Here is a 26,777-nt window from a genome sequence, read left to right on the forward strand (position 1 = left end):
TTTTTATTATATAAAAAAAGATAGTGAATTGTTTTCTTATAAGGGGTATTCTTATAGTAATGATAAAAAATAAAGGAGAAAATAGATGAAAAGAGTTAATGAAGATTATATTTTAGGTCTCGATATCGGAACCAATTCTTGCGGCTGGGCCGTGACTGATAAGAAAAATAACTTATTAAAACTCAGAGGAAAAACCGCCATAGGTTCACATTTATTTGAAGAAGGTCATACTGCTGCTGATCGACGGGGTTTTAGAACTACTAGAAGACGGCTTAAACGTAGAAAGTGGCGCTTAAGACTTTTGGAAGAGATTTTTGCAGAACCAATGGCTAAGGTAGATCCGGGATTTTTTGTGCGCCTGCACCAATCTTGGGTGTCACCATTAGATAAAAGCAGAAAAAAATACCAGGCAATTGTATTTCCAACAGCTAAGGCAGATCAGGCATTTTATCAAAAATATCCGACGATTTATCATTTGCGTGATGCATTGATGGCTCAAGACCGTCAATTTGATTTACGGGAAATATTTTTAGCCATCCACCACATTGTTAAGTATCGGGGGAATTTCTTACAAGACACACCTGTAAAAGACTTTGAAGCTTCCAAAATTGAAGTAGGTCCTATTTTATCGAAAATCAATGATGCTTTTGCGGAAAAGATAGTTGAGGACCAAGATCTTATTGAATTAAATGTCGCAAACGCTGCCGAGATTGAGGCAGTTATACGCGGTAAAGATGCAGAAAAGACCGTTTATAAGATGGACAAGGTCAAGAAAATTGCTAAGTTATTAACAGATTCAACTGCCAAGGAAGAGAAAAATGTGGCCAAGCAGATTGCTAACGCCGTCATGGGTTACAAAACGCAATTTGAAACTATTTTAGGCAAAGAAATCGATAAAAGTGACAAGGCGCAATGGGAATTCAAACTTTCGGATGCAGATGCAGATGATAAGCTGGATGCCTTATTACCGGATCTTGATGAAAGTGATCAGACTGTTGTCGCTGAAATCGAAAAATTGTTTAGCGCGATTACCTTAAGTACTATTGTTGATGAAAACAAGAGCTTATCACAGTCAATGGTGGCCAAGTACGACAAGCATCATCAAGACTATAAGTTGTTAAAAGCATATATCGACTCTTTGCAAGACCGCAGTATAGCTAAAAAGTTGCTGTTAGCTTATGATTTATACGTTAATAATCGTCATGGTCGTTTACTGGAAGCCAAAACAGAATTTAAGCAGGATGGCGCTTTAACCAAAGAAGATTTTTATAAAACAGTTAAGGATAACCTTGATGATTCTGAGTCAGCTCGCAAGATTGCGCAAGAAATAGCTGCAGATAACTTTATGCCTAAACAGCGGACGAATAGTAATGGTGTAATTCCGTTTCAGCTGCATCAAATTGAATTGGATAAGATTATTGCTAATCAAAGCAAATATTATCCCTTCTTAGCTGCAGAAAATCCGGTAGAAGATCATCGTAAACAAGCACCTTACAAGTTAGATGAACTGGTTAGATTCAGAGTACCTTATTATGTAGGTCCGATGATTACAGCTGATGAACAGGAAAAAACTTCCGGTAAGAGTTTTGCTTGGATGGTCAGAAAAGAAGATGGTCAGATTACGCCTTGGAATTTTGAGCAAAAAGTAGACCGGCAAGAATCTGCCAACAAGTTTATTAAGCGCATGACTATTAAGGATACTTATCTTTTAGGTGAAGATGTTTTGCCAGCTAATAGTTTGCTTTATCAAAGATTTGAAGTTCTAAATGAGCTTAATAATATTAGAATCAATGGTAGTAGAATAGGCGTCGACCTTAAGCAACAAATTTTCAATGATCTTTTTGAAGAAAAGAAAACTGTCACGGAAAAATCCTTGACAAGTTATTTGAAGCAAAACCTACATTTGCCAACTGTAGAAATTAAGGGACTGGCTGATCCAACTAAATTTAATTCAAGTCTGGCGAGCTATTATCACCTCAAAAGCTTACATGTATTTGATAAGGAATTAGCAGATCCACAATATCAAAAAGACTTTGAAAAAATAATTGAGTATTCGTCTATTTTTGAAGATAAAAAGATATACCAAGATAAGTTACATGCTGAATTTAAATGGTTAACGCCTGAACAATTTAAGGCAATTTCGACTTGGCGCCTGCAAGGTTGGGGCAGATTATCACGTAGACTCCTAGTTGAATTACATGATACAAATGGCCAAAACATTATGGAACAACTGTGGGATAGCCAAAAGAACTTTATGCAAATTGTGACTGAACCAGATTTTAAAGATGCAATTGCTAAGGAAAACCAAAATGTTACTCAAGTAAATGGTGTTGAGGAGATTCTGGCTGATGCTTATACCTCTCCTGCTAACAAAAAAGCTATTAGGCAGGTTGTCAAAGTAGTAGCTGACGTTGTAAAAGCAGCTGGTGGTAAGAAACCCGCACAATTTGCGATTGAATTTACACGTGATCCTGATAAAAATCCCCAGTTGTCGCATATTCGTGGTACTAAATTGCTCAAGGCATATCAAGAAACTGCTGGCGAATTGGTAGATCAGAAACTGACTGATAGCTTAAAGGAAGCAATGACCAGTCGCAAATTGCTTAAAGATAAGTACTTCTTGTACTTTATGCAGACAGGTCGTGATGCATACACTGGTAAGAAAATCAATATTGATGAAGTATCAACAAATTATCAGATCGATCATATTTTGCCTCAGTCATTTATTAAAGATGATTCCTTTGATAACAGAGTATTAACTGCTACTCCATTAAATGCAGAAAAATCGGATGATGTACCTTATAAGCGCTTTGCCAATAATTACGTTTCAGACTTGAAGATGACGGTAGGTGAAATGTGGAAGCACTGGCAAAAGGCTGGCATCATTAATAAACATAAGTTAGGTAATTTGCTACTTGATCCAGACAGATTAAATAAATTTCAAAAATCTGGGTTTATTAACAGACAATTGGTAGAAACGAGTCAAATAGTTAAATTAGTCTCAGTTATTTTGCAAAATAAATACCCAGATGCAGAAATTATTACTGTTAAAGCTGGAGATAACTCGGCTTTGCGTCAACGACTAAACTTGTATAAGAGTCGTGACGTAAATGACTATCACCATGCCATTGATGCCTACCTTTCAATTATTTGTGGCAACTTTCTGTACCAGGTTTATCCTAAGTATCGGCCATACTTTGTTTATGGCAAGTATAAAAAGTTCAGTCAAGACCCAGACTTGCAGAAGGATTTGATTAAACACTTCAAGGGCTTTACATTTATGTGGCCTTTATTGCAAAAGGATAATTCTGAGCGTAAAGCTCCAGAAGAAATTAAAGAAAATAATAGTGAGCGAATAGTCTTTTACAAGCATCCTGATATTTTTGATAAATTACGTAAAGCTTACAATTATAAGTACATGCTGGTTTCAAGAGAAACCACGACTGAAGATAGTAGTATGTTTAACATGACTATTTATCCTCGCGGAGAGCGTGATCGCAAAAAGACTAGAAAGCTGATTCCTAAAGGTAATGGGCTCGATCCGAAAATTTATGGTGGCTATAGCGGCAACACTGATGCATATATGGTAATTGTCAAGATTGATAAGACAAAAGAATCCATTTATAAAGTTATTGGCGTTCCGATGCGCGCTCTCGCTGGCTTAAACCAGGCTGAAAAGCAAGGAAATTATCAGGAAGAACTCCACAAAGTGCTAGAACCGCAGATTATGTTTGATAACAAAGGTAAGCCTAAGCGTGGTATTAAAGACTTTAGAGTAATAAAAGATCATGTACCTTTTAAGCAAGTCGTTTTGGATGGCGACAAAAAATTTATGTTATATTCTGCAAAATATGAAACAAATGCTAAGCAGCTGACTCTTTCTCAGGAAACAATGCGAATAGTGACCGATAACTTGAAAAAGGGCGAAGATCAAGATCAATTATTGGTAGAAGCATATGATGAGATTCTGCAAAAGGTTGATCAATATTTACCATTATTTGATGTGAATAAATTTAGAAATAGCTTACATTTAGGTAGATCAAAGTTTCTTGACTTGGCGGTTAGTGATAAAAAAATCACTTTAACCAATATTCTGAATGGCTTACATGATAATTTAGTCGTTCCTAATTTAAAGAATATTGGAATTAAAACTCCTTTTGGATTAATGCAATCACCATCTGGCATAGCTTTATCACCAGATGCAAAGTTAATTTACCAGTCACCAACTGGACTTTTCGAAAAACGGGTTAGGATAGCCGATTTGTAAACAAAAATAGGGAAGCGCAATAATCCGGTTCCCTATTTTTATGCATAAAAAAACCTCCGCTATAGAGCTGAGGCAGGACGGTAATAATACCGCGTTGAAACTTAGTATCAAAGATACATTGTTTGATTTTAAAATCTGGTTGTTAGATCAATAATGATTAGATCGTTGGTAGCTAACCAACAACTATAGTATAACATTTATTTTTAAAAATACAAGGAGGAAAATATGGGATGGAGATCAGTAATCATCACGCAGCATGCTAAATTGACTTATTCAATGCAAATGATGATTGTACAAACTCGTGATGGAATAAACCAAATACCAATTGAGGATATTAATTTGTTACTTGTTTCAACTACACAGGCAGTGATCACTAGTGCACTCATTAGTAAGTTGGCGCAGAATCAAACCAAAGTTATATTTGTTGATGAAAAAGGAAATCCTATCGTTGAAACAGCTGTTTATTATCCGGGAACAAGGAATATGGCTAAATTAACGCAACAATTTAATTGGGATGATCATTTAAAAGAGGTGTTGTGGACAAAGATAGTTAGTCAAAAGATCAAAAATCAGATTGCGGTTTTAGCTAATTATCAATTGAATAAGGACGAGGTTCAGAGTGAACTGGACCAGTTAGAAATTAATGATGAAAGTAACCGAGAGGCAATTGCAGCCCGTAAATACTTTATGCTTTTATTCGATAAGGACTTTGTCAGACGTGATACCAGTGCCATTAATGCAGCATTAGATTATGGCTATGCCATTTTGCTTTCTAGTTTTAACCGTGAAATTGTAATGAATGGCTATCTGACCTATTTTGGCATTCACCACTGTTCACAGGAAAACCCATTTAATTTGGCCTCGGACTTAATGGAACCATTTCGACCATTTGTAGATTATTGGGTTAAGGCCCACGAAAAGATTAAGGAATTAACGCCTGATATTAAGTATGGGCTAGTTGAACTTTTAAGTTTAGAAATAAAGTTTAATGGTAAAAAGACGCTTTTGACAAATGCTATTACAGTTTATGTACGAGAATGTCTAAAATTTCTAAGTGGGGATAGTAAGGAATTACCTGAAATGGAGATGAGTTTGACCAATGAGGTACCGAATAATGCGCTTAATGATAATGTTTGATTTACCAACAGAAACAGCTGAAGAACGAAAAGAATATCGCCAATTTCATAAAAAGTTGATTAATGAAGGTTTTCTGATGATCCAATTTTCAGTATATGTGAGGGTCTGTGTTACTAGACAAACGGCTAAGTTTTTGGAAAATCGTATTAGAAAGTTTTTACCTCACGGGGGATTAGTACAGTCATTAATGGTTACTGAAAAGCAATATAATGACATGCATTTTTTAGTCGGTAAGCCAATTGACGATGTGCGTAATACATCAGATAGGACGGTAATTTTATGATTTTAACTTATGCGACTCATAAAAAATGGGTATTTAAGGATCCTGGAATAAAAGTAATTGGTTTACAAAGTTCAATTGCTTACCGTGATATAATTCAAGGCTTTCAAGGAAAAAATAAGCTGTTAATTTGTTCAGAGGATGATTATAGTCCTCTTGATGTAAGTAAAACTTTTGATTTTATTGGCGATCCACTACTTAGTGGTGATATTACCAAAAAATATATGCCCCATATTGTAAGTAGTTATCTGAAAAATTTAGATGAAGAAAATCGCAATAAAGTGATTAAGTCTTTTTATAATTTAGAATCAACCTTGCAAGATTCACTTTTACTTGAAGACTTACCTTTAGCAATTAATTTTGACGAAGATTTAAAGAAATTACTTAAATTTACAGAAATTCATTTAGATAAATCAATGTTGCTCACTCCATATGGTATAATAGAAACAGTTTTAAAAATTCACCAAACGTGTAATTTAAAATCAGTTCCTGTTATTTGTAATGTAGCTCATTACTTGGAAGAACGGGAGTGGCAAGAATTAGCTAGTCTTGTCACAGAAATGAATTTAATTTTGGTTGTAATTGAATTCACGACAAAAGAAAATTTGGCAATTTCTGAAGACATACCTTTTTACTATATTGATAAGGATCTAATCGATTGGTACTAACAAAAATTAAAATCAGATTATAAAATATCGGTTTTAGATGATTGTTAGATCAATGATGATTAGAACAATATCATTATCATTATAAACTGTCAATAGGTTTTAGATGATTGTTAGATCAATGATGATTAGAACAAGTAGGTATTATCAGATATACAATCACTTGTTTTAGATGATTGTTAGATCAATGATGATTAGAACTGTAATTAAGTGCTATAATGAAATTGTTAGGTTTTAGATGATTGTTAGATCAATGATGATTAGAACGCAAATACAGCAAGGGCGTTTACAAAGTAAGTTTTAGATGATTGTTAGATCAATGATGATTAGAACGACGCTAATCACCGAGAGAGAGCAGCTTATGTTTTAGATGATTGTTAGATCAATGATGATTAGAACTGAATACTTATCATCAATCATGAGAGGCGAGTTTTAGATGATTGTTAGATCAATGATGATTAGAACAAATCGGACCAATTAATTGCCAACTACGTCGTTTTAGATGATTGTTAGATCAATGATGATTAGAACAAACTCTTGCCAACAAGGTTCAGCCACAATGTTTTAGATGATTGTTAGATCAATGATGATTAGAACAAAAGTTCAAAGAAAAAGTCGTCAAAGTCTGTTTTAGATGATTGTTAGATCAATGATGATTAGAACAACAGGTTAAGGCATATCGGCTCGCTGATAGTTTTAGATGATTGTTAGATCAATGATGATTAGAACATCATGTGCTACCAGTTGAACGCTTTCCAAGTTTTAGATGATTGTTAGATCAATGATGATTAGAACTCGGAGCTTGCGTAGGTACTTTCGGCCTTGGTTTTAGATGATTGTTAGATCAATGATGATTAGAACAAGCAATAACACCAGTTTCAAGGTATTATGGTTTTAGATGATTGTTAGATCAATGATGATTAGAACTAATTTTATATTCATTCAGCAACTGATATAGTTTTAGATGATTGTTAGATCAATGATGATTAGAACACTGAATAGGCTAATTATACATAATACCATGTTTTAGATGATTGTTAGATCAATGATGATTAGAACTAAAATTGGAATAACATGTACCAAAGAACAAGTTTTAGATGATTGTTAGATCAATGATGATTAGAACTACGTGAAGTTTTGCAAGAAATAGACGAATGTTTTAGATGATTGTTAGATCAATGATGATTAGAACTTTTGAAAGAACGTCAAAACGCTAATTTCTGTTTTAGATGATTGTTAGATCAATGATGATTAGAACGATATTGACGATAAGCGGAGCAATGAAGCAGTTTTAGATGATTGTTAGATCAATGATGATTAGAACCTATTAATTAGCTTTATGGATAACACATTTGTTTTAGATGATTGTTAGATCAATGATGATTAGAACTATGAAGAATCTTTTGTTATTCCCCAACGATGTTTTAGATGATTGTTAGATCAATGATGATTAGAACACATAAAAAGGTCCGACGGCAATCGGACCAGTTTTAGATGATTGTTAGATCAATGATGATTAGAACTAAGTGAGAATTTAATCGATTACTTAAATTGTTTTAGATGATTGTTAGATCAATGATGATTAGAACTAATTTTAATTTTATAGAAAGTGTTTAAAAGTTTTAGATGATTGTTAGATCAATGATGATTAGAACAGACAGAGCACTGCTAAACTAAGTACGGCTGTTTTAGATGATTGTTAGATCAATGATGATTAGAACGGTTTTTGTGAGAATCAAAATATATTAACTGTTTTAGATGATTGTTAGATCAATGATGATTAGAACTAAAAATTCAGGTGATTTTTTAGCAGAATCGTTTTAGATGATTGTTAGATCAATGATGATTAGAACGTAGATCTGCTAAACCTGATTTGTAGTAATGTTTTAGATGATTGTTAGATCAATGATGATTAGAACTTGATAAGCCGAAGAATTTACCAACGTTACGTTTTAGATGATTGTTAGATCAATGATGATTAGAACCAAGTTGATGTCTATGGCAAAAAGCTCTATGTTTTAGATGATTGTTAGATCAATGATGATTAGAACGCAACTATATCGGCTTGATCCGTGAGTATGGTTTTAGATGATTGTTAGATCAATGATGATTAGAACAATTTTGTAATTCATAAAACAAATCGTCAAGTTTTAGATGATTGTTAGATCAATGATGATTAGAACTCAAATGAACGGCAAACAGTATTTTATAGAGTTTTAGATGATTGTTAGATCAATGATGATTAGAACATAAGCGCTATGTTATTACAGAATTAGACTGTTTTAGATGATTGTTAGATCAATGATGATTAGAACCCAGGCTCTTTATAACGCTTGTACCACTCAGTTTTAGATGATTGTTAGATCAATGATGATTAGAACAAGTGTCGTAAATGTGATAGCCGCGCTCGTGTTTTAGATGATTGTTAGATCAATGATGATTAGAACCACTGATAAAAATTCTTCCCTGCTTGATAAGTTTTAGATGATTGTTAGATCAATGATGATTAGAACAGTTAATCAGAAAGGAACTTTTTAAAATGTGTTTTAGATGATTGTTAGATCAATGATGATTAGAACGGTTGCAAAACTGAAAGAAATTACAATAACGTTTTAGATGATTGTTAGATCAATGATGATTAGAACACAAATATGGAAAGAAAAACGAAAGCGTTAGTTTTAGATGATTGTTAGATCAATGATGATTAGAACTGTCCTTAGCTACTTGTTGGCCTGATTGTTGTTTTAGATGATTGTTAGATCAATGATGATTAGAACTAAACTAATTCAAAAATAAGGTTTCACTAAGTTTTAGATGATTGTTAGATCAATGATGATTAGAACCTAATCCTAAGTTAAAGCTTTTTCCGCATAGTTTTAGATGATTGTTAGATCAATGATGATTAGAACGCATAGAGTTAGGCGCTAATTATGAAATTTGTTTTAGATGATTGTTAGATCAATGATGATTAGAACTAAGTGAGAATTTAATCGACTTTTTGAACTGTTTTAGATGATTGTTAGATCAATGATGATTAGAACGCATTCTTCAACTCTTCCACTATATCGTCAGTTTTAGATGATTGTTAGATCAATGATGATTAGAACACAGTAATTACAAGTTTGTTCATCAATTGTGTTTTAGATGATTGTTAGATCAATGATGATTAGAACTTGATCTCTTCCCAAGGCAAAGCTTTTCCTGTTTTAGATGATTGTTAGATCAATGATGATTAGAACTGTAACATTTTGTTGTGCTGAACATTAAGTGTTTTAGATGATTGTTAGATCAATGATGATTAGAACGTGGTAAAGTTACCATAGCAAAGAAGCCTGGTTTTAGATGATTGTTAGATCAATTAACGCTTTAATATTTTAAGAATTGACACTAATTAAAGAAAGGCTGCCATTTGTTCACATGCAAAACATACTAAAAAGTAACAACAACAAACTATACCTTTTGTCAGTGATCACAGATAACTTGGGCAGCTCTTTAATGTCATTTGCGTTGCCGTTGATGGTTCTTGATATTACTAAAAATGGTATTCACTTATCGATAATTTCCATTATTGAAACATTGCCTATTTTGGTTTTAGGTCTTCCGGCAGGAGCTCTAACGGATAAATTAGATGTTAAAAAAATTCTCATTTTTAGTGATTTGATTAGATTAATCAGCTACTTGATTCTTTCCGCATCATTTGCATTCCAGTTAACAGTGAATTGCATGATTTTAATTATTTATGCGGTATCACTTGTCGTCAGCGTGACAAACACAATTAATACGGTGTCAGAAATTACTTTTGTTTCTTTTTTAGTAGAAAAGAAGGACTTTTCAGAATTAAACAGTCTGGTTTATGGCATACAATATGCAGCAAATTTTGCATTGCCTATTGTAGGCGGAATATTATATCAATATATTTCACATAGCCTTTTAATTGTTATTTGTGCAGTTTTCTACCTAATTAGCCTTTTACTGGAAAAAAGGATCAGCCTGAAAACTAAATCTACCGCTTTTATCGGCTTTACAGCTCTTAAATCTGCACTTAAAACGGTAAAAACAGATATAAAGGAAGGTCTGCAATATACACTTAATCTTCGTTCTGTTTTGTATCCGTTAATATTAGCTGCACTAGTTAATATTGTATCAGCTAATTTTGATAATGATAGCCTCATAATATTACGTACCCAATTAAAACTTTCCTCTCAAAATATTGGAATAATTTCAGCGATTGCAGCTGTCAGTGCCTTAATTGGTACTTTGGTGGTCAATTGGTTGAATAAGCACATTAAGTTTAATCTATTGTTTATTCTACTAATTTTTGCAGGTGCTCTTTTTCGTGCCCTTTTTGCACTGGACCAAAATGTACCAACTATGGTTTTAGCTATTGCGTTTGTTTCTATAATTGAATCAATTATTAATATTAGTATCATCACGAATAGGCAACAGCAAGTTGCACAAAAATACCTTGGACGGGTTACGAGTATCTATAAAACAGTGCTGATTGGAGTAAACTCTTTAGGCTATCTTTTAGGCGGTCTTGTTGCTAAAAAAATAGGCTCAAGATCAGGCATTGGAGTTTCAGCCATTGAACTTTTGCTAGTTACAGCAATTAGTATTTTTTTACTGGCACCTGAAATCAAGCATGATAACGAGTCTTAGCATCAAAAATTTGGGCAAAATAGTAAACAGCAAGAATTTATAGGCAGCTTGGGAAACTATGAACCCTTTTTTGGTTATATATGCAGGTCATTTGTTTAAAGTAACAGATAGATTAATAATGATTATAGTCTGTGACTTAATAAATTAATGAGGAGATATATAAATGACTACACTGCATAATAATAGTCGTGAAGTTAAACCAGATTGGTCTTCAGTGATTGTGGAAGAAGAGCAAATGCCCTGGTCCCAAAATGGTGCCAAGACCATTTGCGCAAGGTATAAGGATCCAGTTCTTAGAGGCTATTCTGCTGTAATTGTAAAAGATTCAATCAACAGAGAGTTTTCTGAGAATGAAAACTTAATTACACCAGACAGAGTCACAACTATGATTGTCAGGTTTCCCAGATTTATTCTTCCCGAGTGGAATACTCATCGGGTTTTCAGCAGAAACAGTGCCTCTTCAAGAGCCAGAAGCATAAAGACTACCGTCAAGCCAGTCATGGAGCAACATGTGATTCCACTTTGGACTATTAATCACAAGGGTATGACAGGTCCATTTGCTGATTCAGAAAGGGCAAAAAGATCTACTGCAAATTGGCTGCATTCCCGAGATGAAGCCGTTCTGGGTATGTTTCGACAGCTGATGAATGAAGAGGAAGTTCCTTACGATGCTGAAGCTAGTGACTGGGAAAAATTTGCTGACAAGTATGATGAAGCATATAAAAATGATGCAGTTCCAGCCTCATGGAATGATGCCCATAAACAAGACTGCAACAGATTGATTGAGCCATGGATGTGGCATGAAACTCTGGTAACATCAACTTTTTGGCAAAATTTTCTGGATTTGAGAATTGCTGCTGGCGTCCAGCCGGAAATGGAAACTATTGCAATTTTGATTAAAGCTGTTCTTAAAGCAAGTCCCAAGTATGGAACACTGAAAAAGAGAATATTGCATGTTCCCTTTATCGATGTTGAGGAGAATAATCTGTTATCATGGGCAAAACTTGAGCCAGTGCTTCTGCAATCGGCTTCAGAATGTGCCAGAATTTCGTATCATGACCGTTCTCAAATGAAAAATAGAAATGGCTCAAATCTGGGCAACAGATTGCTTGCTGAAAAGCATATGAGTCCGTTTGAACATATAGCATGGTCAGCTCAAAGCAGTGACTGGAAAAAATTTCCAGCATTAAAAGAAAAGATGACTGATTTGCTTGAAAAACATCCTGATTGCCTTCCAAGCAAGGCAACTGGTTCACTGACTTCAAATCTTAGTGAGAGTTGGTTGCAATTCAGAAGAGTTATTGAGAATAGAGAACAGTAGCTTAATTAAATGAATTTAATTATATAAAATTTGCAGAAAGCAAAAGGCTAATAAATTGGGTTGTCAAAGCTCAAATTTATTAGTCTTTTTGAATGTAAGTATTTAAAAATAGAAGCTAATTCAGTTTTCTGCCATGTTAAGTGTGAGAAGTTTTTGACCAGGACTGATTGCCAACTAAAATTCTTCCCAAAGCTTTATATGAAACTATAGCTAACGACCATCTGTAAAAATCAATCAAAAACAATATTTTCAGTAAATAAGAAATTTTCAGAGGCTCAGCAATCTTAGTTTCACGATAATGCTTTAGTATTAACATTGTATTTGTCAAATATTCTATTACCAGCAAACTGGCAATAATTGAAATGCTAATCCAGGCATTCGTTTTGATATAAAGCAGTAAAACTATTAATGAAATTGCGGAGGCTGGTGTTGTGACCATTGAAAATACTGGAATAAGCAGGAAAAGCAGTACAAAAGTTTTAACCATTGACGGAATAGATTTAGATTTAATAATTCTTTTACCATATTTGCCTAGGCATTGAAAACCGCCTTGGCACCAACGGGTACGTTGCTTAATCAGCTTCTTATATTTAGTAACCCCTTCTTGTCCAATGCTGACGGTATTTAAGAAGGTACCACGATAGCCTTTTAATAAGCCTTTTAATGAAAATTCGCAGTCCTCCAATAATGATGATGACCAGCCAACGTTACTAGTCATTTTTAAGGTCATGAATTGACCATTGCCTGAAGCCAAAGATGAACCCCAATAAGTTCTTGCCATTTGTAAAAGAGAATTATAAATAGTGAATTCAAAATTTTGCATTGCTGCGATATTATGCTCCAGATTATAAATATTTACTCTTGTTTGAAGTAAGTCGCAATTAGAATGGTTAAAGGCATATACCACTTGCCGTAAATAATTTGCATCTAAGTGGCTATCAGCATCTATGACACCAATAATAGTTTTATCCTCAGAATAGTTCATTTTGGCAATGCGTTCAGCTGCTTCTTCTAATGCCGGGCCCTTTCCTTGCTGAGCATTAGGCTTTACGCGGTGTACAACTACGACATTAGGATGATAAGCGTATTTTTCTAGTAAAGTAGTGGTGCCATCACTAGAATCATCATCGATAAAGACTAGATTGAGTTTGATGAAATTGGTACATTGTTCTTGTAAATCCATTAATTTGGGGATGTTTTTTCTTAAAGATTGAAATTCATTCATTGCTGGGATTAACAAGAACATAGTATCGAAATCTCGACAGCGACCACCGTAATGTTCTTGCCTAACATGATTGCTAAATGTCAGATAAAGAGTCCAAACTAAATCAAAAATGTATGAACAGCCACCCAAAATTAATATTATGGCTATTAATAACTTCATTTATTATCACCTAGTTATTTTTTCCTAATCTAAATATACTTTAGTTTTATAATAACACGAATTGGTCTAGACAAAAAATATATTCTTTTTAAATTTAAAATTTAATATATAGGGATATATCTTTATAAGTATTGCTTTAATCACGGGAAAACTTAAACATGTAAAATGTATGAAAAATTATTTTTTTGCATTTATTATTATTGCTTTATAAGTTAAGCAAAATATTTTATTGCTATTTTTTTAAAAAGTATATTCTTAAAAAGTGTTATTTTATACAGGAAAATAATATAGTGAAAAATTCACTATTTATGCTAAAAGTAATTAGCAGATAAGCTTTTTTTAAGTGAACAAAAAAACAAGCAGTTGCCTACTTGCTTTTTGTTAGCTATACTTGTATAAAAATAGTTGGACTTGTTATTCTCCTTTAAATGTCCCTGCTTCAACTTGACGGATAAAGTCTGCTAAATGCTTGTAGTAAACATCAGGGTTATCGACCATATGATGATGGCCACCATCAGGAGTTGTAACTAAGCGGGAATCAGGAATCTCTTTTTGCATAATTTTAGCCGTAGCGATTGGCATCGTTTCATTTTCGCCAAAGGTTAACAAAGTTGGTACTTTAATATTTCTGAGTTGATCTCTAAAGTGCCAGTCTTTTAGTTTGCCAGTAATGACAAACTCATTATCGCCTTGAAATGCTTGGTAAACAGCAGAACCGCCAATATCTTTGAGGTGATATAACTTAGATGGCTGTTTGCGGTCAACAAAGTTAATGTTGAGAATGTTGACATCTTCTTGATAGCGGTCATTGCCATAATCATTATTGTTTTCACATTCATGCATGAAGTCAATTTCAGATTGGGGCAAAACTTCTTGGCGGCGACGATTCACGGCTTTAACATAATCATCAATATCATCGACCATTGAGGAAATAATTGCGCCCTTTAGGTGCTGACCATATTTAACGGCATATTCTTGTACCAGAAGTCCGCCCCAGCTTTGACCAATCAAATAAAAATTGTCTAAACCCAGTTTTTCGCGGACCTCGTCAACTTCATCTAAGAAGTACTCGTAGGTCAAATACTTTTTAGCAATTTTAGGATCAGAATAATCCGGCTGATCGGAATAAAGGGAACCAAGTTGATCATACATCGTTACTTGCACATCCAAGCCCTGCTTTTTTAATTGTTCGGCAGTATCTTCCCAGTATTCATGGTTGCCTCCGGGACCACCGTGCAAAGCTAATAGATGAATGTTCCCCTGACCCTGAGTGTTTGTCCACAAATGATAGCCATTATCCAGTGTAATAATTTTGGTACCTGTTTTCATATTTTTCTCCTTTAATCGTTATCAACTAGTCTCTATTTTAGCTCATTATAATAGAAAGAAAAACCAATGCCAAAAATGAGAGATAATATAAAAATAAGCTTTAAGTTAAGCACTTGCGTGTTACAATTAGCTTATTATTTAAGATAAAGATTAAAAAGAATGAAAATGGCTGAACTCAAATAGTTAAAAGATCTAGATGCTAGCGAGTATTTAAAAGAAGACTTTGATGCAAAAGGCGAAAGTTGGATACAGCAACAGATGCTTCTCAAAACTAGAAATAAATTGAATATTAATAAGCAGTAGTTAGACAGGTTCTAACTGCTTTTTTGTTATACTAATAATATGTAGGCTTATAAACATAGTTGAATAAGCTTAAAAGGAGGAATTAGGTATTTTTAAGGTTTATTTGGTAAAAATTAAAAATAATTAGCTGGCAATTTACGCTAAGTTAGTTATACAAAAATTAGAATAAAGTATTTTGATAGAGGTAATTATGTTATGACTTTTTACACACTTAAATATATCCAGCAAAATCAAAACACCAGTAGAACCATTCTCTATGTGTTGATTGCAGTTGCAGCATTGACCATGATCGCTTTCACTGTTCTTTACCTGCGCCACAGATTTGACACCCGCTACCGGGATCTGGGTATTATTGCACTTTTGTTTTTACTTTTATTTATGGGAACGCAATACGAAAAATATGTGCAAACTAATGTAGTAAAATCCCAATCCGAACAGATTGCGCCTTTTATTAAATCAGTTGCTAAAGATCATAAGGTTCCAGTTTCAGATGTCATGGTCAGTTCTACCACCTTGCAAAACGGCCTCATTGTCAGAGTTGATTCCAAAGACATTGACTATCAACTGGAATTAAATGATGATAACAATTCATATTCTTTAAAACAGGCTCATGTAATTAATCACGAAGTCAATGTGAAGAATTAGGAGGAAAGCAATAATGAATTATACACAGCTTTTTATTAAATTTGCCTTAGGTGTGTTAACATTAATTTTTCAAATAAATGTTTTTGGCAAGAGCAACATAGCTCCGACCACTGCTTTAGACCAACTGCAAAATTATGTTCTTGGTGGCATCATTGGTGGAGTTATTTATAACGCTAATATTTCCGTTTTGCAGTTTCTGCTGGTTTTAATCGTCTGGACCTTGGTCGTTTTTATCCTAAAATTTGCCAGAGAACACAGCAACTTTATCCGTGGGCTAATTGATGGTAAACCAATTCAGATAATTAAAGACGGTCAGGTTTTATCCCGTAATTGCTTGTCTGCCGGGCTTTCAGCCAATGAATTAATGTTTAAATTGCGTAGTCAAGGCATTTATTCAGTTAATAAAGTGAAGAATTGCATCTTTGAAAAGAATGGTCAACTGACGGTTATTAAAAAGGATGAAAAAAATGTCCGTTTTCCGTTAATTAATGATGGTCAAATCAATGAAGATGTGCTTGAATCTATTAATAAGGACGATAAGTGGTTAGAAGAGCAAGTGAAGCAAGCTGGTTATAATGATGCTAGTGACATTTTCTTAGGTGAAATTGAAGATGGGAAGCTTTCATTTACTGCTTACAACCAAAAATAGAGAAGAGATTTAGATGGAAAATTTGAATAAGGCACGAGAATTAGTGCAAAATGCGGCAGTTGTAGTTGTTGTTGCTGGCAACGGTCTAGCTAAAATTGAAGGGCTTGATCTGTTGGGTCAGGAAGATTTTGAGCAGAGTTTTCCTGAAGTTGTCCAAAAGTATGATGTCCACTCAGTCGGCTTTGCACTTGATCAGCATATTTGCTCTTGGTCTGAAAAGTGGCAGTTATGGTCAAACCTTATTCAAAAATATTCCGTTGATTATCATCCTAGTCAGACGCTAAAACAACTTCTGCAGTTAATTGGACATAGACCATATTTCGTTGCTACCTCAACTTTTGGCCACTTTTTTGAAAATGCGGGCTTCAACACTAACCGCATTTTTAATGCTTTTGGCGATTGGACTAAAGCGCAATGCTCGAGTGGAATTAATCATGGGCTGCGGAATTGTCAGAATGTCATCCAAAAGATTGCTGCCAAGAAGCCGGATGAAGACATAGAAAAATTGGTGCCAAAATGTGAAGTATGTGGTCAACCATTGGAAATACACATGCCTCTTAATGATCATTTTTATCCAGAAACCGAAGCCAACACTCGTTTTCGCTGGTTTCTAACCGGCAATGAGGATAAAGCTACCGTCTTTTTGGAACTGGGAGTTGATGAAACCAGTCCGCAGCTACGGGAGCCAATTGAACGTTTAGTGGCTGAATTTCCGCAGTGGTCCTATGTGGCTGCTGACTTTAAGCAGGAAAATTTATTACCGGAAATTCAAGAACGCAGTGCTGGTATGAATGCTGATGCAGCAAGTTTAATTAACAGTTTAGTGACGGAGTAACTGATTTTTATGAGTATTTATGTAAAAAAAGGCGTACTGCATGTTTCTGGCGTCCAAGACAAGATCCGGGGCAAGGGTCAAGAATGGCCTGACTTCATTTCTGACTACACTATGCTTGATATTGAAACTACGGGCTTAAACCCCTATCGCGATCATGTAACCGAACTAGGTGCTGTTAAAGTTCGAGCTAACCATGTAGTAGATGAGTTTAGTCAACTGGTTGTTTATCCGCGCTCAAATCGGGTGCCGAGCTTTATTACTAAGTTAAATGGTATTACCGAAGAAATGCTTCTTAATGAAGGCCAGCCGGTAAAAGAAGCAATGACGTCTTTTCGCACTTTTATCGGTGATGATATTATCATTGGCTATAACGTCAATTTCGATTTAAATTTCTTGTATGACTTGACCCAAAAATTTCATTTACCTCAGTTAAGTAACAATTACGTTGACGTATTGCGCTTAGCACGCGTTTATTATCCGCAGCAGCATAATCGCTTACTCGACTGTATTCAGCGTGCGGGTATTGCACAAGTTGAACAGCACCATGGCTTGGCAGACTCACTTGACACTAAAAAAGTTTATGATGATTTTCGCGAACATTTTACTCCTGAACTATTGCAAGAAGCGCAAGGAAAATTGAAAAATATTGATTTGCTGCAGGATGAACTGGAAGTCTGGGAATTAGGTTTTCGTAATCCGGTTAATAATAAAAAAATTGCTTTTGCTCCTGAGGTAGAAATAAACGGCACTGAAGCTTTTCAAATGGTTAATAATATGAATGGCATTGCCCAAACCGGTGTCAAAGCTGATACAGACTATTTAATCATGAGTGATGATGGCTTTTTTAGTAAAAATAATCCGGAAACGTTGAAGGCAAGGGAATATAATCATGCTGGCAGCAAGATTAAGCGCTTGTCTGAAAGCTACTTTTTGAATATGCTGGATGAATGGGCCAGAAGTTAGAATTTAGGAGGCAAGGGATCATCAACCTTGCTTTTTTCTTGTTCCTATTGCAAACAAGAGTTCGATTAGCTATACTTAATTATTATTAAACAAGGAGCAATGTGAATGGCACGCAGGAGGAGCAGACGAAAAACTAAAACAACTAATGGAGATTTCTGGGCAATAGTGATTATTATCCTGTTCTTGTTCTGGTTTGTTTCTACTAAAGGTGGCTCAGACCCAAGTGGACACCAGACAATGAACAGGATTACCCGCGACGACCGGCAGAAGAGCAATAAAATTGTTAAGGCCAAACCTGCCAATAAGGTTTATGGTGGGCTGTCACATGAAGATTACCAAAAACTGGCTAATTTAAACTTTAAGAGTGGTGGTTCGTCTTACATAACAGTCAATAATGACCATTCAACTTTAATCAAAAATACCTGGCGCGTTAATCGGGTTATTTATTCTGACTTAGATAGCTTAAATCGGACATCTCATTCCAATACGGCCTTTTTGCAAAAGCGTAACGTTGCTAACGACAGTCTAAGGGTCCGTCAATTCGTTGAACCGACCGGCTGGCATTATAACCGACGCAATGGTACGCAAATCTATAATCGCGGACATCTGATAGCTTATTCAGTTTCTGCGGGCATTGACCTTGAAGGCAACTTCAATCCCGGTAATCATTCAGGTGACCAAAATAACCCTAAAAATTTGTTCACACAGTCTGCTTTTTCCAACCAAAGAATTCAAACAATGTTTGAAAGCCGTATACGTGTGGCACTAAGACAGAATAAAAAAGTGATTTATCAAGCTACGCCGATTTTTCGAGGAGACGAATTAATGGCTAGGGGAATTAATTTACAAGCGGTGTCGACTGACGGAGAACTTGATTTTAATGTCTATTTGTTTAACGTTCAACCAGGATATTCTTTTAACTATAATAATGGCCGAGCCAAAGTTGATCATGAGATTTTTGTGAAAGATAACTATTAGTTTTTGGCTAATGGCAAAAAATTATATTTAAAAAATAGTCAAATGTTCGGATAAAATATTAATTAATATATACAGAGATTAAAATAAGCGATAGTAAGATTTATTATCGTTTTTTCTCTAAAGCAAAATTATAAAATAAGAACAATAAAACTATTTTTAAGTTAATAATTAGTAATTTGCTTGATAAATACGAATAATTAGTTGAAAAGCTTGCTTATGATAAGATAATTACGAATTTTAATGAAGCAAATTAGGTTGTGTTCTCAAACTATTTATCATAAAATTAAGGGAGTAAAAAAGAAATAGAGATTATAGTGGTGCGAGTTAATGGATAACAATAAATTTGTTGAAGTGAAAAACCTGCGAAAAGTTTATGACAATGGTCATGAAGCAATTAAAAACGTTAGTTTTTCGGTTAAAAAAGGAGATTTAGTTTGCTTGCTAGGGCCGTCTGGTTGCGGCAAGACAACAATTTTAAATATATTGGCCGGCTTACTTAACCCCACAGAGGGCGATATTATCTTTAACGGTAAGTCGGTGGTAAAAGTTGCACCTAAGGATCGCCATATCGGTTACGTTTTTCAAAATTATGCATTATATCCTCATATGACAGTTTTGCAAAACGTTATGTTTCCGCTAATTGTAGGTGCTAACAAAAAGCCTAAAGCGGAAGCAAAAAAAATTGCCACTAAATACATGGAGTTGACACAGATTACAGAACTGGCTGATCAAAAGCCGGGTAATTTATCTGGTGGTCAGCAGCAACGTGTAGCAATTGCCCGTGCTTTGGTGCAAGAACCCCAAATTCTGCTGATGGATGAGCCATTAAGCAATTTGGATGCTAGATTGCGCCTGAAAATTCGTGAAGAAATAAGGTCACTTGTAAAAACTGTAGGGATTACGACCCTCTTTGTAACCCACGACCAAGAAGAAGCGTTGTCTATTGGTGATAAGATTATTTTGTTCAATGATGGCATTATTCAACAAGATGATTTAGGACAAAACTTTTACTTGGAACCAAATAATTACTTTGTAGCCAACTTCGTTGGCAATCCGGTAATTGATAATTTTAAAGTAACAAAAACTGCAAATGAATTAAAGTCAAGCCAATTTACGATAAATCTTGCCGATCTGGAGCAGTCACGTTTTAAACGGGAAATACCAGACGGTGAGTATGTCTTATCTGTTCGACCCGAAAATATTGTTCCTGATCCTAATGGCCTGTTTGAGACTACGGTAGACGATATTGAACTAATTGGACGTGAACGTATTTTAAAATTTACATTTGATAATGAGCAAGTGCGTTCCCTAATTAATCTCGAAACTCCAATTAAACGAGGCGATCAAGTTAAACTTAAAATGCGATTTAATCGGGTATTTCTATTTACCCCTGAAGGAGAGCGAGTTTACTAATGAAGACAAATCAAAAAAAGGCTTGGCTTTTTTTAGCGCCAACTATCATCTTTGTCACCTTATTTAGTATTTACCCTATTTTGCGTGCATTTAGCATGAGTTTTCAGGGTGGTTCCTTAATTGACTTACACTGGAATGGTTTTAGCAATTATCAGTATATTTTTAACGACCCAGAATTTTGGCTGGCCATTAAAAATACAGTGCTATATGCTGTTATTTCTGTACCAGTGGGTCTAGCAATTTCAATCATGCTGGCATGGATTATTTTTGACAAGGTTAAGCATAAGTCCTTCTTTGAAACCACGTTTTTTATGCCTTATGTTACCTCGACAATTGCCATTGGGATTGTCTTTCGTTATATCTTTAACGGTGATTACGGTATGTTAAACTTCGTGCTCAGGTGTCTGCATTTACCTGCTCCTGACTGGATTGACGATCCGGCAATGTCTTTAACTACGATTATTATTTTCGGAATCTGGTCATCTTTAGCATTTAATATTGTTATATTAATGGGCGCGCTGCGTAATATTGATCCTAATTTTTATACCATTGCTGACATGTTTGGCGCCAGCGGTCGCGATAAGTTTTGGCGCATTACTATGCCAGAGCTTGTTCCTACTATTGCCTTTTTGCTAACAATGAATGTGATCGGGGCTTTTAAAATTTATACTTCAGTTTATGCACTCTTCAACGGGCAAGCTGGAGTGGGCAATTCAGGAACAACCGCAGTGTTCTACATTTACAATAAGTTTCAAATCGTCGGTACTCCCGGAGTTGCCATGGCTGCAACCGTAATTTTGTTCCTGATTATTTTATTTGCGACATTCTTGCAACGGAAAATGATGAAGAAGATAGGAGAAAATTAAATGAAACGAATTCGTTTAGGAGTCTTATTCAGCTACATTATCTTATTTCTCTTTGCCGTTATTACCGTTTTTCCATTCATATATATGATTTTGGGCGGCTTAATGAGTTTTCAGGAAACCACTTCGATTCCGCCGACACTAATTCCCCACCATTTTGAGTGGTCTAACTACGCCAAAGTATTCGCTCGTGCACCATTTGGGCGCTACTTTTTCAACACGGTTTTAACAGCCAGCGTGACTACGATTGTCAGTCTGTTTAACTCATTGCTTGGCGCTTTTGCCATGGTTAACCTGCGCTTTAAGGGCAAGGGCTTAATTCAAATGGTGCTTTTGTCATTATTAATGGTACCTGGTGAAGCAATTATTTTTACTAACTACAACACAATTGCTCATATGGGTTTACTTAACACTTATGTAGGACTGGTTTTGCCATTCTTGACTTCGATTTTCTACATGTATTATTTACAAAGCTATTTTGGTTCAATCTCAGATACGATTTATAAAGCAGCTATGATTGATGGCGCCAGCGATTGGGACTATATTTGGAAAATTCTAGTACCGATGTCAAAAGGTGGCTTGTTTACAGTTGGTCTTTTAAGTTTCATCTCTGGCTGGAATTCATTTCTCTGGCCATTACTGGTTACAAATGAAGATACCATGCGCCTGCTGAATAATGGTTTGTCGGCCTTTGCGTCTGATGCCGGTAGTGAAACGCAATTGCAACTAGCTGCTGCTACCCTGACTGTTTTACCAATTTTAATCTTGTACTTAATCTTTAGAAAACAGATTATCAAGGGGGTAGTGCGCAATGACCTTAAAGGCTAAAACTACCATCACTTTTTACAACGGTTTAAATACCATTGGTGGGCCAATGATTGAAGTAGCTTATAACAAGTCTCATGTCCTGTTTGACTTGGGTGAAGTCTACAGACCGGAATTGAATCTACCTGATGAAAAATACCAGACTTTAGTTGATAACCAGTTAATTGGGGATGTGCCTAATTTTTATGATCCTGAACTAACTGGTAAGCCGCTTGATCATGAACGCTGGGAACACGCGGCTGCTTATATGTCTCATCTTCACCTTGATCACAGTAAGGCTATGAATTTCCTGGCCCCAGAAATACCTTTATATGCAGGGCCGATAACAGCTAAGATGCTGCCGGCTTTAAACGAAAAAGGCGACTTTTTGCTGCCGGCTGCAGGTCATGAGCCGAGCTATACCCGCCCAATTATTGCCGCACAATGCCAAAAGCCAATAGTAGTAGGCGATATTACGATGACGGTTTGGCCAAGTGACCATGATGCTTATGGTGCCACTGGCCTGATAGTTAGGACACCCGATTTAGCAATTGCTTATACTGGCGACATTCGCTTGCACGGTTATCATCCTGACTGGGTTAAAAAATTTTTGGCAGCAGCTAAAGACTGTGATGTTTTAATTACTGAAGCAACCGGCTTTTCCTGGCCGGAAAAAAAGCATGAGGAAAATAGCGCAGAATTTACTGGTCCTAAAAATGAGGATGAATTGACTGCCAAATTTGTACAGTTGCAAAAAGATAATCCTAACCGGCAAATCACTTTCAATACTTATCCGACCAATGTAGAGCGATTATTACGCATTATCTCTGATTCACCACGCCGAGTTGTTTTACATGCTGCCAGGGCTCATTTGCTCAAGGAAAGCATTAATCAGGATTTGCCGTATTACTACTTGCCAGGGGAGCAAAAATTCGCTGATCTGAAACCAGAACTGGCTGTTCAGTACGATGAGCTGCTAAATGATGATCACGAATTCCTCTGGCAGGCAGTTGCTGATTTCAACCACTTGCAAAAAGGAGGCTTGTATATTCATTCAAATGCTGAGCCATTAGGAGATTTTGATCCAGCCTATCAGCCATTTTTGCAAAAGTTGGAGAAGCAAAATATTGAAGTTCAAATGTTGCGTTGTTCTGGTCACGCTGACGAAAAAGAACTAAAACAAATTATTGCTTGGGTTCAACCACCAACACTAATTCCTGTGCACACATTGCATCCGGAGCTGGTGGAAAACCCTTATGGTAACAGGATTTTACCAAAACGTAACCAAACAATTGCGTTTTGATTAATCATAAAAATGTTGTTTAGTTTTTATATTTGGGAGGTTTAACCAAATGAAGTTTAGTAAAAAGTTGGCCGCTGCGTTTGCTGTTGGCTTAACTCTTATTGGTACTGCAGCTTGTTCAAATGGCGGAAGCAATTCTAATTCTTCCTCATCTTCAAGTTCAGAAAAAATTGCTAAAGTCAAAAAGACAACTAATATTGTCTTTTGGCATGGTATGACAGGTGTGCAACAATCTACTTTAAAGAAATTGACACAGGAATTTGAAAGTAAAAATCCTAAGATCAAGGTTAAGTTGGAAAATCAGGGAGCTTATAACGACTTACAAGCTAAAATTAACTCTACTTTGCAATCACCTAATAACCTGCCAACTATCACTCAGGCCTATCCTGACTGGCTCTTTAATGCTGCCAACAAAAACATGCTGGTTGATTTAAAGCCATACATTAATAGTAAAGAAGTTGGCTGGGGCAGCAGTGAAGCTTCTAATATCAAGAGTGCACTTCTTGATGGTGCAAAGATTAATGGCAAACAATACGGTATTCCTTTTAACAAGTCAATTGAAGTTTTGACTTATAACGCGGACTTGTTAAAGAAATATGGTATTAAAAAAGCTCCTGCAACAATGGATGAATTGAAGAAAGATTCACAAATTATCTACAAAAAGAGTAATCATAAAGTCGTTGGAGCAGGTTTTGACTCATTATCAAACTACTACACTTTGGGCATGAAGAACGAAGGCGTTGACTTCTCAAGTAAAATTGACTTTGCTGGCGACACTTCAAAGAAAGTTATTAATTTTTATGCATATGGAATCAAAGACGGTTACTTCAGAGTAGCTGGTTCAGAACACTATTTATCCGGACCATTTGCTAACCAAAAGGTAGCAATGTACATTGGTACTTCTGCAGGTGAAGGCTTTGTTAAGCAAGGTGTAGGCAACAAGTTCACTTATGATGTTGCTCCTCGTCCTGGTAAATACACCATGTCACAAGGTACTGACATTTACATGTTTAAGCATGCTTCAGCTGATCAAAAATCCGCTGCATTTACCTACATCAAGTTCCTAACTTCAAAAGCTAGTCAACTTACATGGGCTAATGCAACTGGCTATGTTCCAGTTAATCAAGCTGCCGCTGATTCTGCTGAGTACAAGGATACCAAGAAGTTGAAATTGCCAGCCAAACTTGAAGATGCAATGGCAAACCTTTACAGTGTGCCAATTATCAAGGATGCCGGTGCAGCATATGGCAGTTTAAATCCAATTATGCAAAACATTTTAGCTGCTGCACAAAAGAAGCAAAATGTTGACAATGCAATTAAAACAGGTAAAACAAAATTTGATGCTGCTTGGAAACAATAAAAACTAAATAGCAATTTTTATCATAAAGCTTGTCTTTTTACGGCAAGCTTTTTTTGTCCGCAATAAAAGCAAGAGAGTAACTACCTGATAAATGTTCGTAACGTGGTGAACTATATAATTAAATAAAGTAAAATATACAAATAAAGCCGAATTTTTTTGGCTAATTTATTGTAATTAATCTATATTTGCTATACAATAAATGAGTATTAATGCTCAAACTATCACTATTGAGCATTTAAAAAGATTTTGGAGGAAAAAAGATATCATGAATTTCGGTAAAAAGCTGGCGGCTCTAGCAGTCGCGGGCTTGGCTTTAGTTGGAACTGCTGCTTGTTCAAATAACAGTAATTCATCGTCATCAAGTTCAAGCAAAATTCCTAAAGTAACTAAGAAAACCACAGTTGTCTTTTGGCACGGGATGCAGGGTGCTCAGGAAAAAACTCTGAAAAGTTTAGCTCAGGACTTTGAGAATAAAAATCCTAAAATTAAGATTAAGCTTGAGCAACAAGGTGATTATGATAATCTGCAATCAAAAATTACTTCAACTTTACAATCACCTAAGAATTTGCCAACGATCACTCAGGCATATCCGGGTTGGCTTGAGAGTGCAGCCAAGAATAAGATGCTGGTAGACCTTAAGCCATACATTAATAATAAAGATGTCGGTTGGGGCAGCGTTGCTGCATCAGGCATTAAACAGGATATGCTGAACAGTGCCCAAATTAAAGGCACTCAATACGGTATTCCGTTTAACAAGTCAATCGAGGTTTTAATTTATAACCCAAAGATGTTTAAGGAGTATGGCATAACCAAAGTCCCTGCAACGATGGCTGAGGTTAAAAAAGCTGCTCAGACTATTTATCAAAAGAGTAACCATCAAGTAGTTGGTGCCGGTTTTGATGACTTAGACAACTACTATGTTTTAGGAATGAAGAATCAAGGCGAGAATTTCTCTAGTAAAATTGATTTTACCGGTGCAAAATCCAGAAAACTGCTCAACTACTTTATCGACGGTGAAAAGTCGGGCTACTTTAGAATGCCTGGCTCTGATAAATACCTGTATATTCCATTTACTAACAAAAAACTAGCTATGTTTGTAACCTCTTCTTCAACTGAAACCTGGATTAAACAGGCTGCTAAGAAGGGCTTCACTTATGAGGTTGCAGCTCGGCCAAGCAAATACACTATGTCACAAGGTACTGATATTTATATGTTTAGCCACGCAAGTGCGATGCAGAAAGCTGCTGCTTTCAAATTTATGAAATATCTTTCTTCTAAAGATAGTCAAATTAAGTGGGCTAAAGAAACCGGCTATATTCCGGTTAATGAAAGTGCCACAAAATCTGACGAATATAAGTCAAATAAAGATTTTAAACTACCGGCCAAATTAGAAGACATTCTTAATGCCAACTCACTTTACAGTGTTCCCGTCATCAAGGACTCTAGTGCTACATTTAGTCAATTAACCCCAATTATGCAGTCAATCTTATCGGCTGCACAAAAGAACCGTAATGTTGAAAAAGCCATTACAACAGGTAAAAATAAATTTGATGCAGCTTGGAAACAATAGAAATGTGATAAAAAATTTAAAAAACAGGTCTTGACCTGTTTTTTTATTT

19 protein-coding genes and 1 CRISPR repeat array are annotated in these 26,777 nt (G+C 35.5%); of the genes, 17 read left to right on the forward strand and 2 right to left on the reverse strand.

Annotated elements, in window-relative coordinates; all coding sequences use genetic code 11:
• Positions 1–85: 85 nt before the first annotated feature.
• From cas9 to ACZ2M0_RS02860, 6 genes are all read left to right on the forward strand, one after another.
• On the forward strand, positions 86–4,267 hold the full coding sequence (gene cas9, locus ACZ2M0_RS02835) for a type II CRISPR RNA-guided endonuclease Cas9 (RefSeq protein WP_490058443.1): 4,182 nt from the start codon (positions 86–88) through the stop codon (positions 4,265–4,267).
• A 225-nt stretch (positions 4,268–4,492) separates the two neighbouring features.
• Complete coding sequence (cas1, locus tag ACZ2M0_RS02840; RefSeq protein WP_490058444.1) at positions 4,493–5,404, forward strand: type II CRISPR-associated endonuclease Cas1; 912 nt, start codon at positions 4,493–4,495, stop codon at positions 5,402–5,404.
• Complete coding sequence (gene cas2 / locus ACZ2M0_RS02845) at positions 5,382–5,687, forward strand: CRISPR-associated endonuclease Cas2 (protein WP_490058445.1); 306 nt, start codon at positions 5,382–5,384, stop codon at positions 5,685–5,687. Before cas1 ends, cas2 begins: the two co-directional genes overlap by 23 nt.
• Positions 5,684–6,352: a type II-A CRISPR-associated protein Csn2 gene (gene csn2, locus ACZ2M0_RS02850; RefSeq protein WP_490058446.1), complete on the forward strand. Its 669-nt coding sequence runs from the start codon at positions 5,684–5,686 to the stop codon at positions 6,350–6,352. Before cas2 ends, csn2 begins: the two co-directional genes overlap by 4 nt.
• Before the next feature lie 30 nt (positions 6,353–6,382).
• Positions 6,383–9,654: a CRISPR direct-repeat array (repeat unit 36 nt; unit sequence GTTTTAGATGATTGTTAGATCAATGATGATTAGAAC).
• Between the two features lie 112 nt (positions 9,655–9,766).
• Positions 9,767–11,008 carry an MFS transporter gene (locus tag ACZ2M0_RS02855; protein ID WP_490058447.1) on the forward strand — a complete coding sequence of 414 codons (1,242 nt, stop codon included), beginning with the start codon at positions 9,767–9,769 and terminating at the stop codon, positions 11,006–11,008.
• A 163-nt stretch (positions 11,009–11,171) separates the two neighbouring features.
• The gene (locus tag ACZ2M0_RS02860) at positions 11,172–12,329 is read left to right on the forward strand and encodes a hypothetical protein (protein ID WP_490058448.1); all 1,158 of its coding nucleotides are present in this window, start codon (positions 11,172–11,174) and stop codon (positions 12,327–12,329) included.
• 136 nt (positions 12,330–12,465) lie between these two features.
• Here the strand turns inward: ACZ2M0_RS02860 and ACZ2M0_RS02865 are convergent, their stop codons facing one another.
• Both ACZ2M0_RS02865 and ACZ2M0_RS02870 read right to left on the reverse strand, forming a co-directional pair.
• Positions 12,466–13,713, reverse strand: a complete 1,248-nt coding sequence (locus ACZ2M0_RS02865; RefSeq protein WP_490058449.1) for a glycosyltransferase family 2 protein — start codon at positions 13,711–13,713, stop codon at positions 12,466–12,468.
• A gap of 414 nt (positions 13,714–14,127) precedes the next feature.
• Complete coding sequence (locus ACZ2M0_RS02870; protein ID WP_490058450.1) at positions 14,128–15,042, reverse strand: proline-specific peptidase family protein; 915 nt, start codon at positions 15,040–15,042, stop codon at positions 14,128–14,130.
• A gap of 498 nt (positions 15,043–15,540) precedes the next feature.
• Between ACZ2M0_RS02870 and ACZ2M0_RS02875 the strand changes: the two genes are divergently transcribed.
• The 11 genes from ACZ2M0_RS02875 (at position 15,541) to ACZ2M0_RS02925 (ending at position 26,728) form a co-directional block, all read left to right on the forward strand.
• Entirely contained in the window at positions 15,541–15,990 is a 450-nt protein-coding gene (locus ACZ2M0_RS02875) for a DUF3290 domain-containing protein (RefSeq protein ID WP_223902593.1), read from the forward strand.
• Between the two features lie 13 nt (positions 15,991–16,003).
• Positions 16,004–16,639, forward strand: coding sequence for a DUF421 domain-containing protein (locus tag ACZ2M0_RS02880; protein WP_490058451.1), 636 nt, complete (start codon positions 16,004–16,006; stop codon positions 16,637–16,639).
• A gap of 13 nt (positions 16,640–16,652) precedes the next feature.
• Positions 16,653–17,474 (forward strand): Sir2 family NAD-dependent protein deacetylase, encoded by an 822-nt coding sequence (locus ACZ2M0_RS02885; RefSeq protein WP_490058452.1) that lies wholly within the window; start codon positions 16,653–16,655, stop codon positions 17,472–17,474.
• A gap of 9 nt (positions 17,475–17,483) precedes the next feature.
• On the forward strand, positions 17,484–18,437 hold the full coding sequence (locus tag ACZ2M0_RS02890) for an exonuclease domain-containing protein (protein WP_490058453.1): 954 nt from the start codon (positions 17,484–17,486) through the stop codon (positions 18,435–18,437).
• 105 nt (positions 18,438–18,542) lie between these two features.
• Complete coding sequence (locus tag ACZ2M0_RS02895; RefSeq protein ID WP_490058454.1) at positions 18,543–19,415, forward strand: DNA/RNA non-specific endonuclease; 873 nt, start codon at positions 18,543–18,545, stop codon at positions 19,413–19,415.
• 327 nt (positions 19,416–19,742) lie between these two features.
• Positions 19,743–20,828 carry an ABC transporter ATP-binding protein gene (locus ACZ2M0_RS02900; RefSeq protein WP_187154941.1) on the forward strand — a complete coding sequence of 362 codons (1,086 nt, stop codon included), beginning with the start codon at positions 19,743–19,745 and terminating at the stop codon, positions 20,826–20,828.
• Positions 20,828–21,694, forward strand: a complete 867-nt coding sequence (locus tag ACZ2M0_RS02905) for a carbohydrate ABC transporter permease (protein WP_187154942.1) — start codon at positions 20,828–20,830, stop codon at positions 21,692–21,694. The genes ACZ2M0_RS02900 and ACZ2M0_RS02905 overlap by 1 nt, the downstream gene beginning before the upstream one ends.
• Positions 21,695–22,519, forward strand: coding sequence for a carbohydrate ABC transporter permease (locus ACZ2M0_RS02910; RefSeq protein ID WP_223902587.1), 825 nt, complete (start codon positions 21,695–21,697; stop codon positions 22,517–22,519). It abuts the gene before it with no gap.
• Positions 22,503–23,798 carry an MBL fold metallo-hydrolase gene (locus ACZ2M0_RS02915; protein WP_490058455.1) on the forward strand — a complete coding sequence of 432 codons (1,296 nt, stop codon included), beginning with the start codon at positions 22,503–22,505 and terminating at the stop codon, positions 23,796–23,798. The genes ACZ2M0_RS02910 and ACZ2M0_RS02915 overlap by 17 nt, the downstream gene beginning before the upstream one ends.
• A 49-nt stretch (positions 23,799–23,847) precedes the next feature.
• On the forward strand, positions 23,848–25,158 hold the full coding sequence (locus ACZ2M0_RS02920) for an extracellular solute-binding protein (RefSeq protein WP_490058456.1): 1,311 nt from the start codon (positions 23,848–23,850) through the stop codon (positions 25,156–25,158).
• A 265-nt stretch (positions 25,159–25,423) separates the two neighbouring features.
• Positions 25,424–26,728 (forward strand): extracellular solute-binding protein, encoded by a 1,305-nt coding sequence (locus ACZ2M0_RS02925; protein WP_223902584.1) that lies wholly within the window; start codon positions 25,424–25,426, stop codon positions 26,726–26,728.
• Positions 26,729–26,777: the final 49 nt, after the last annotated feature.

The organism is Lactobacillus sp. VURO6/B1 (VP7) (genome assembly GCF_058139575.1).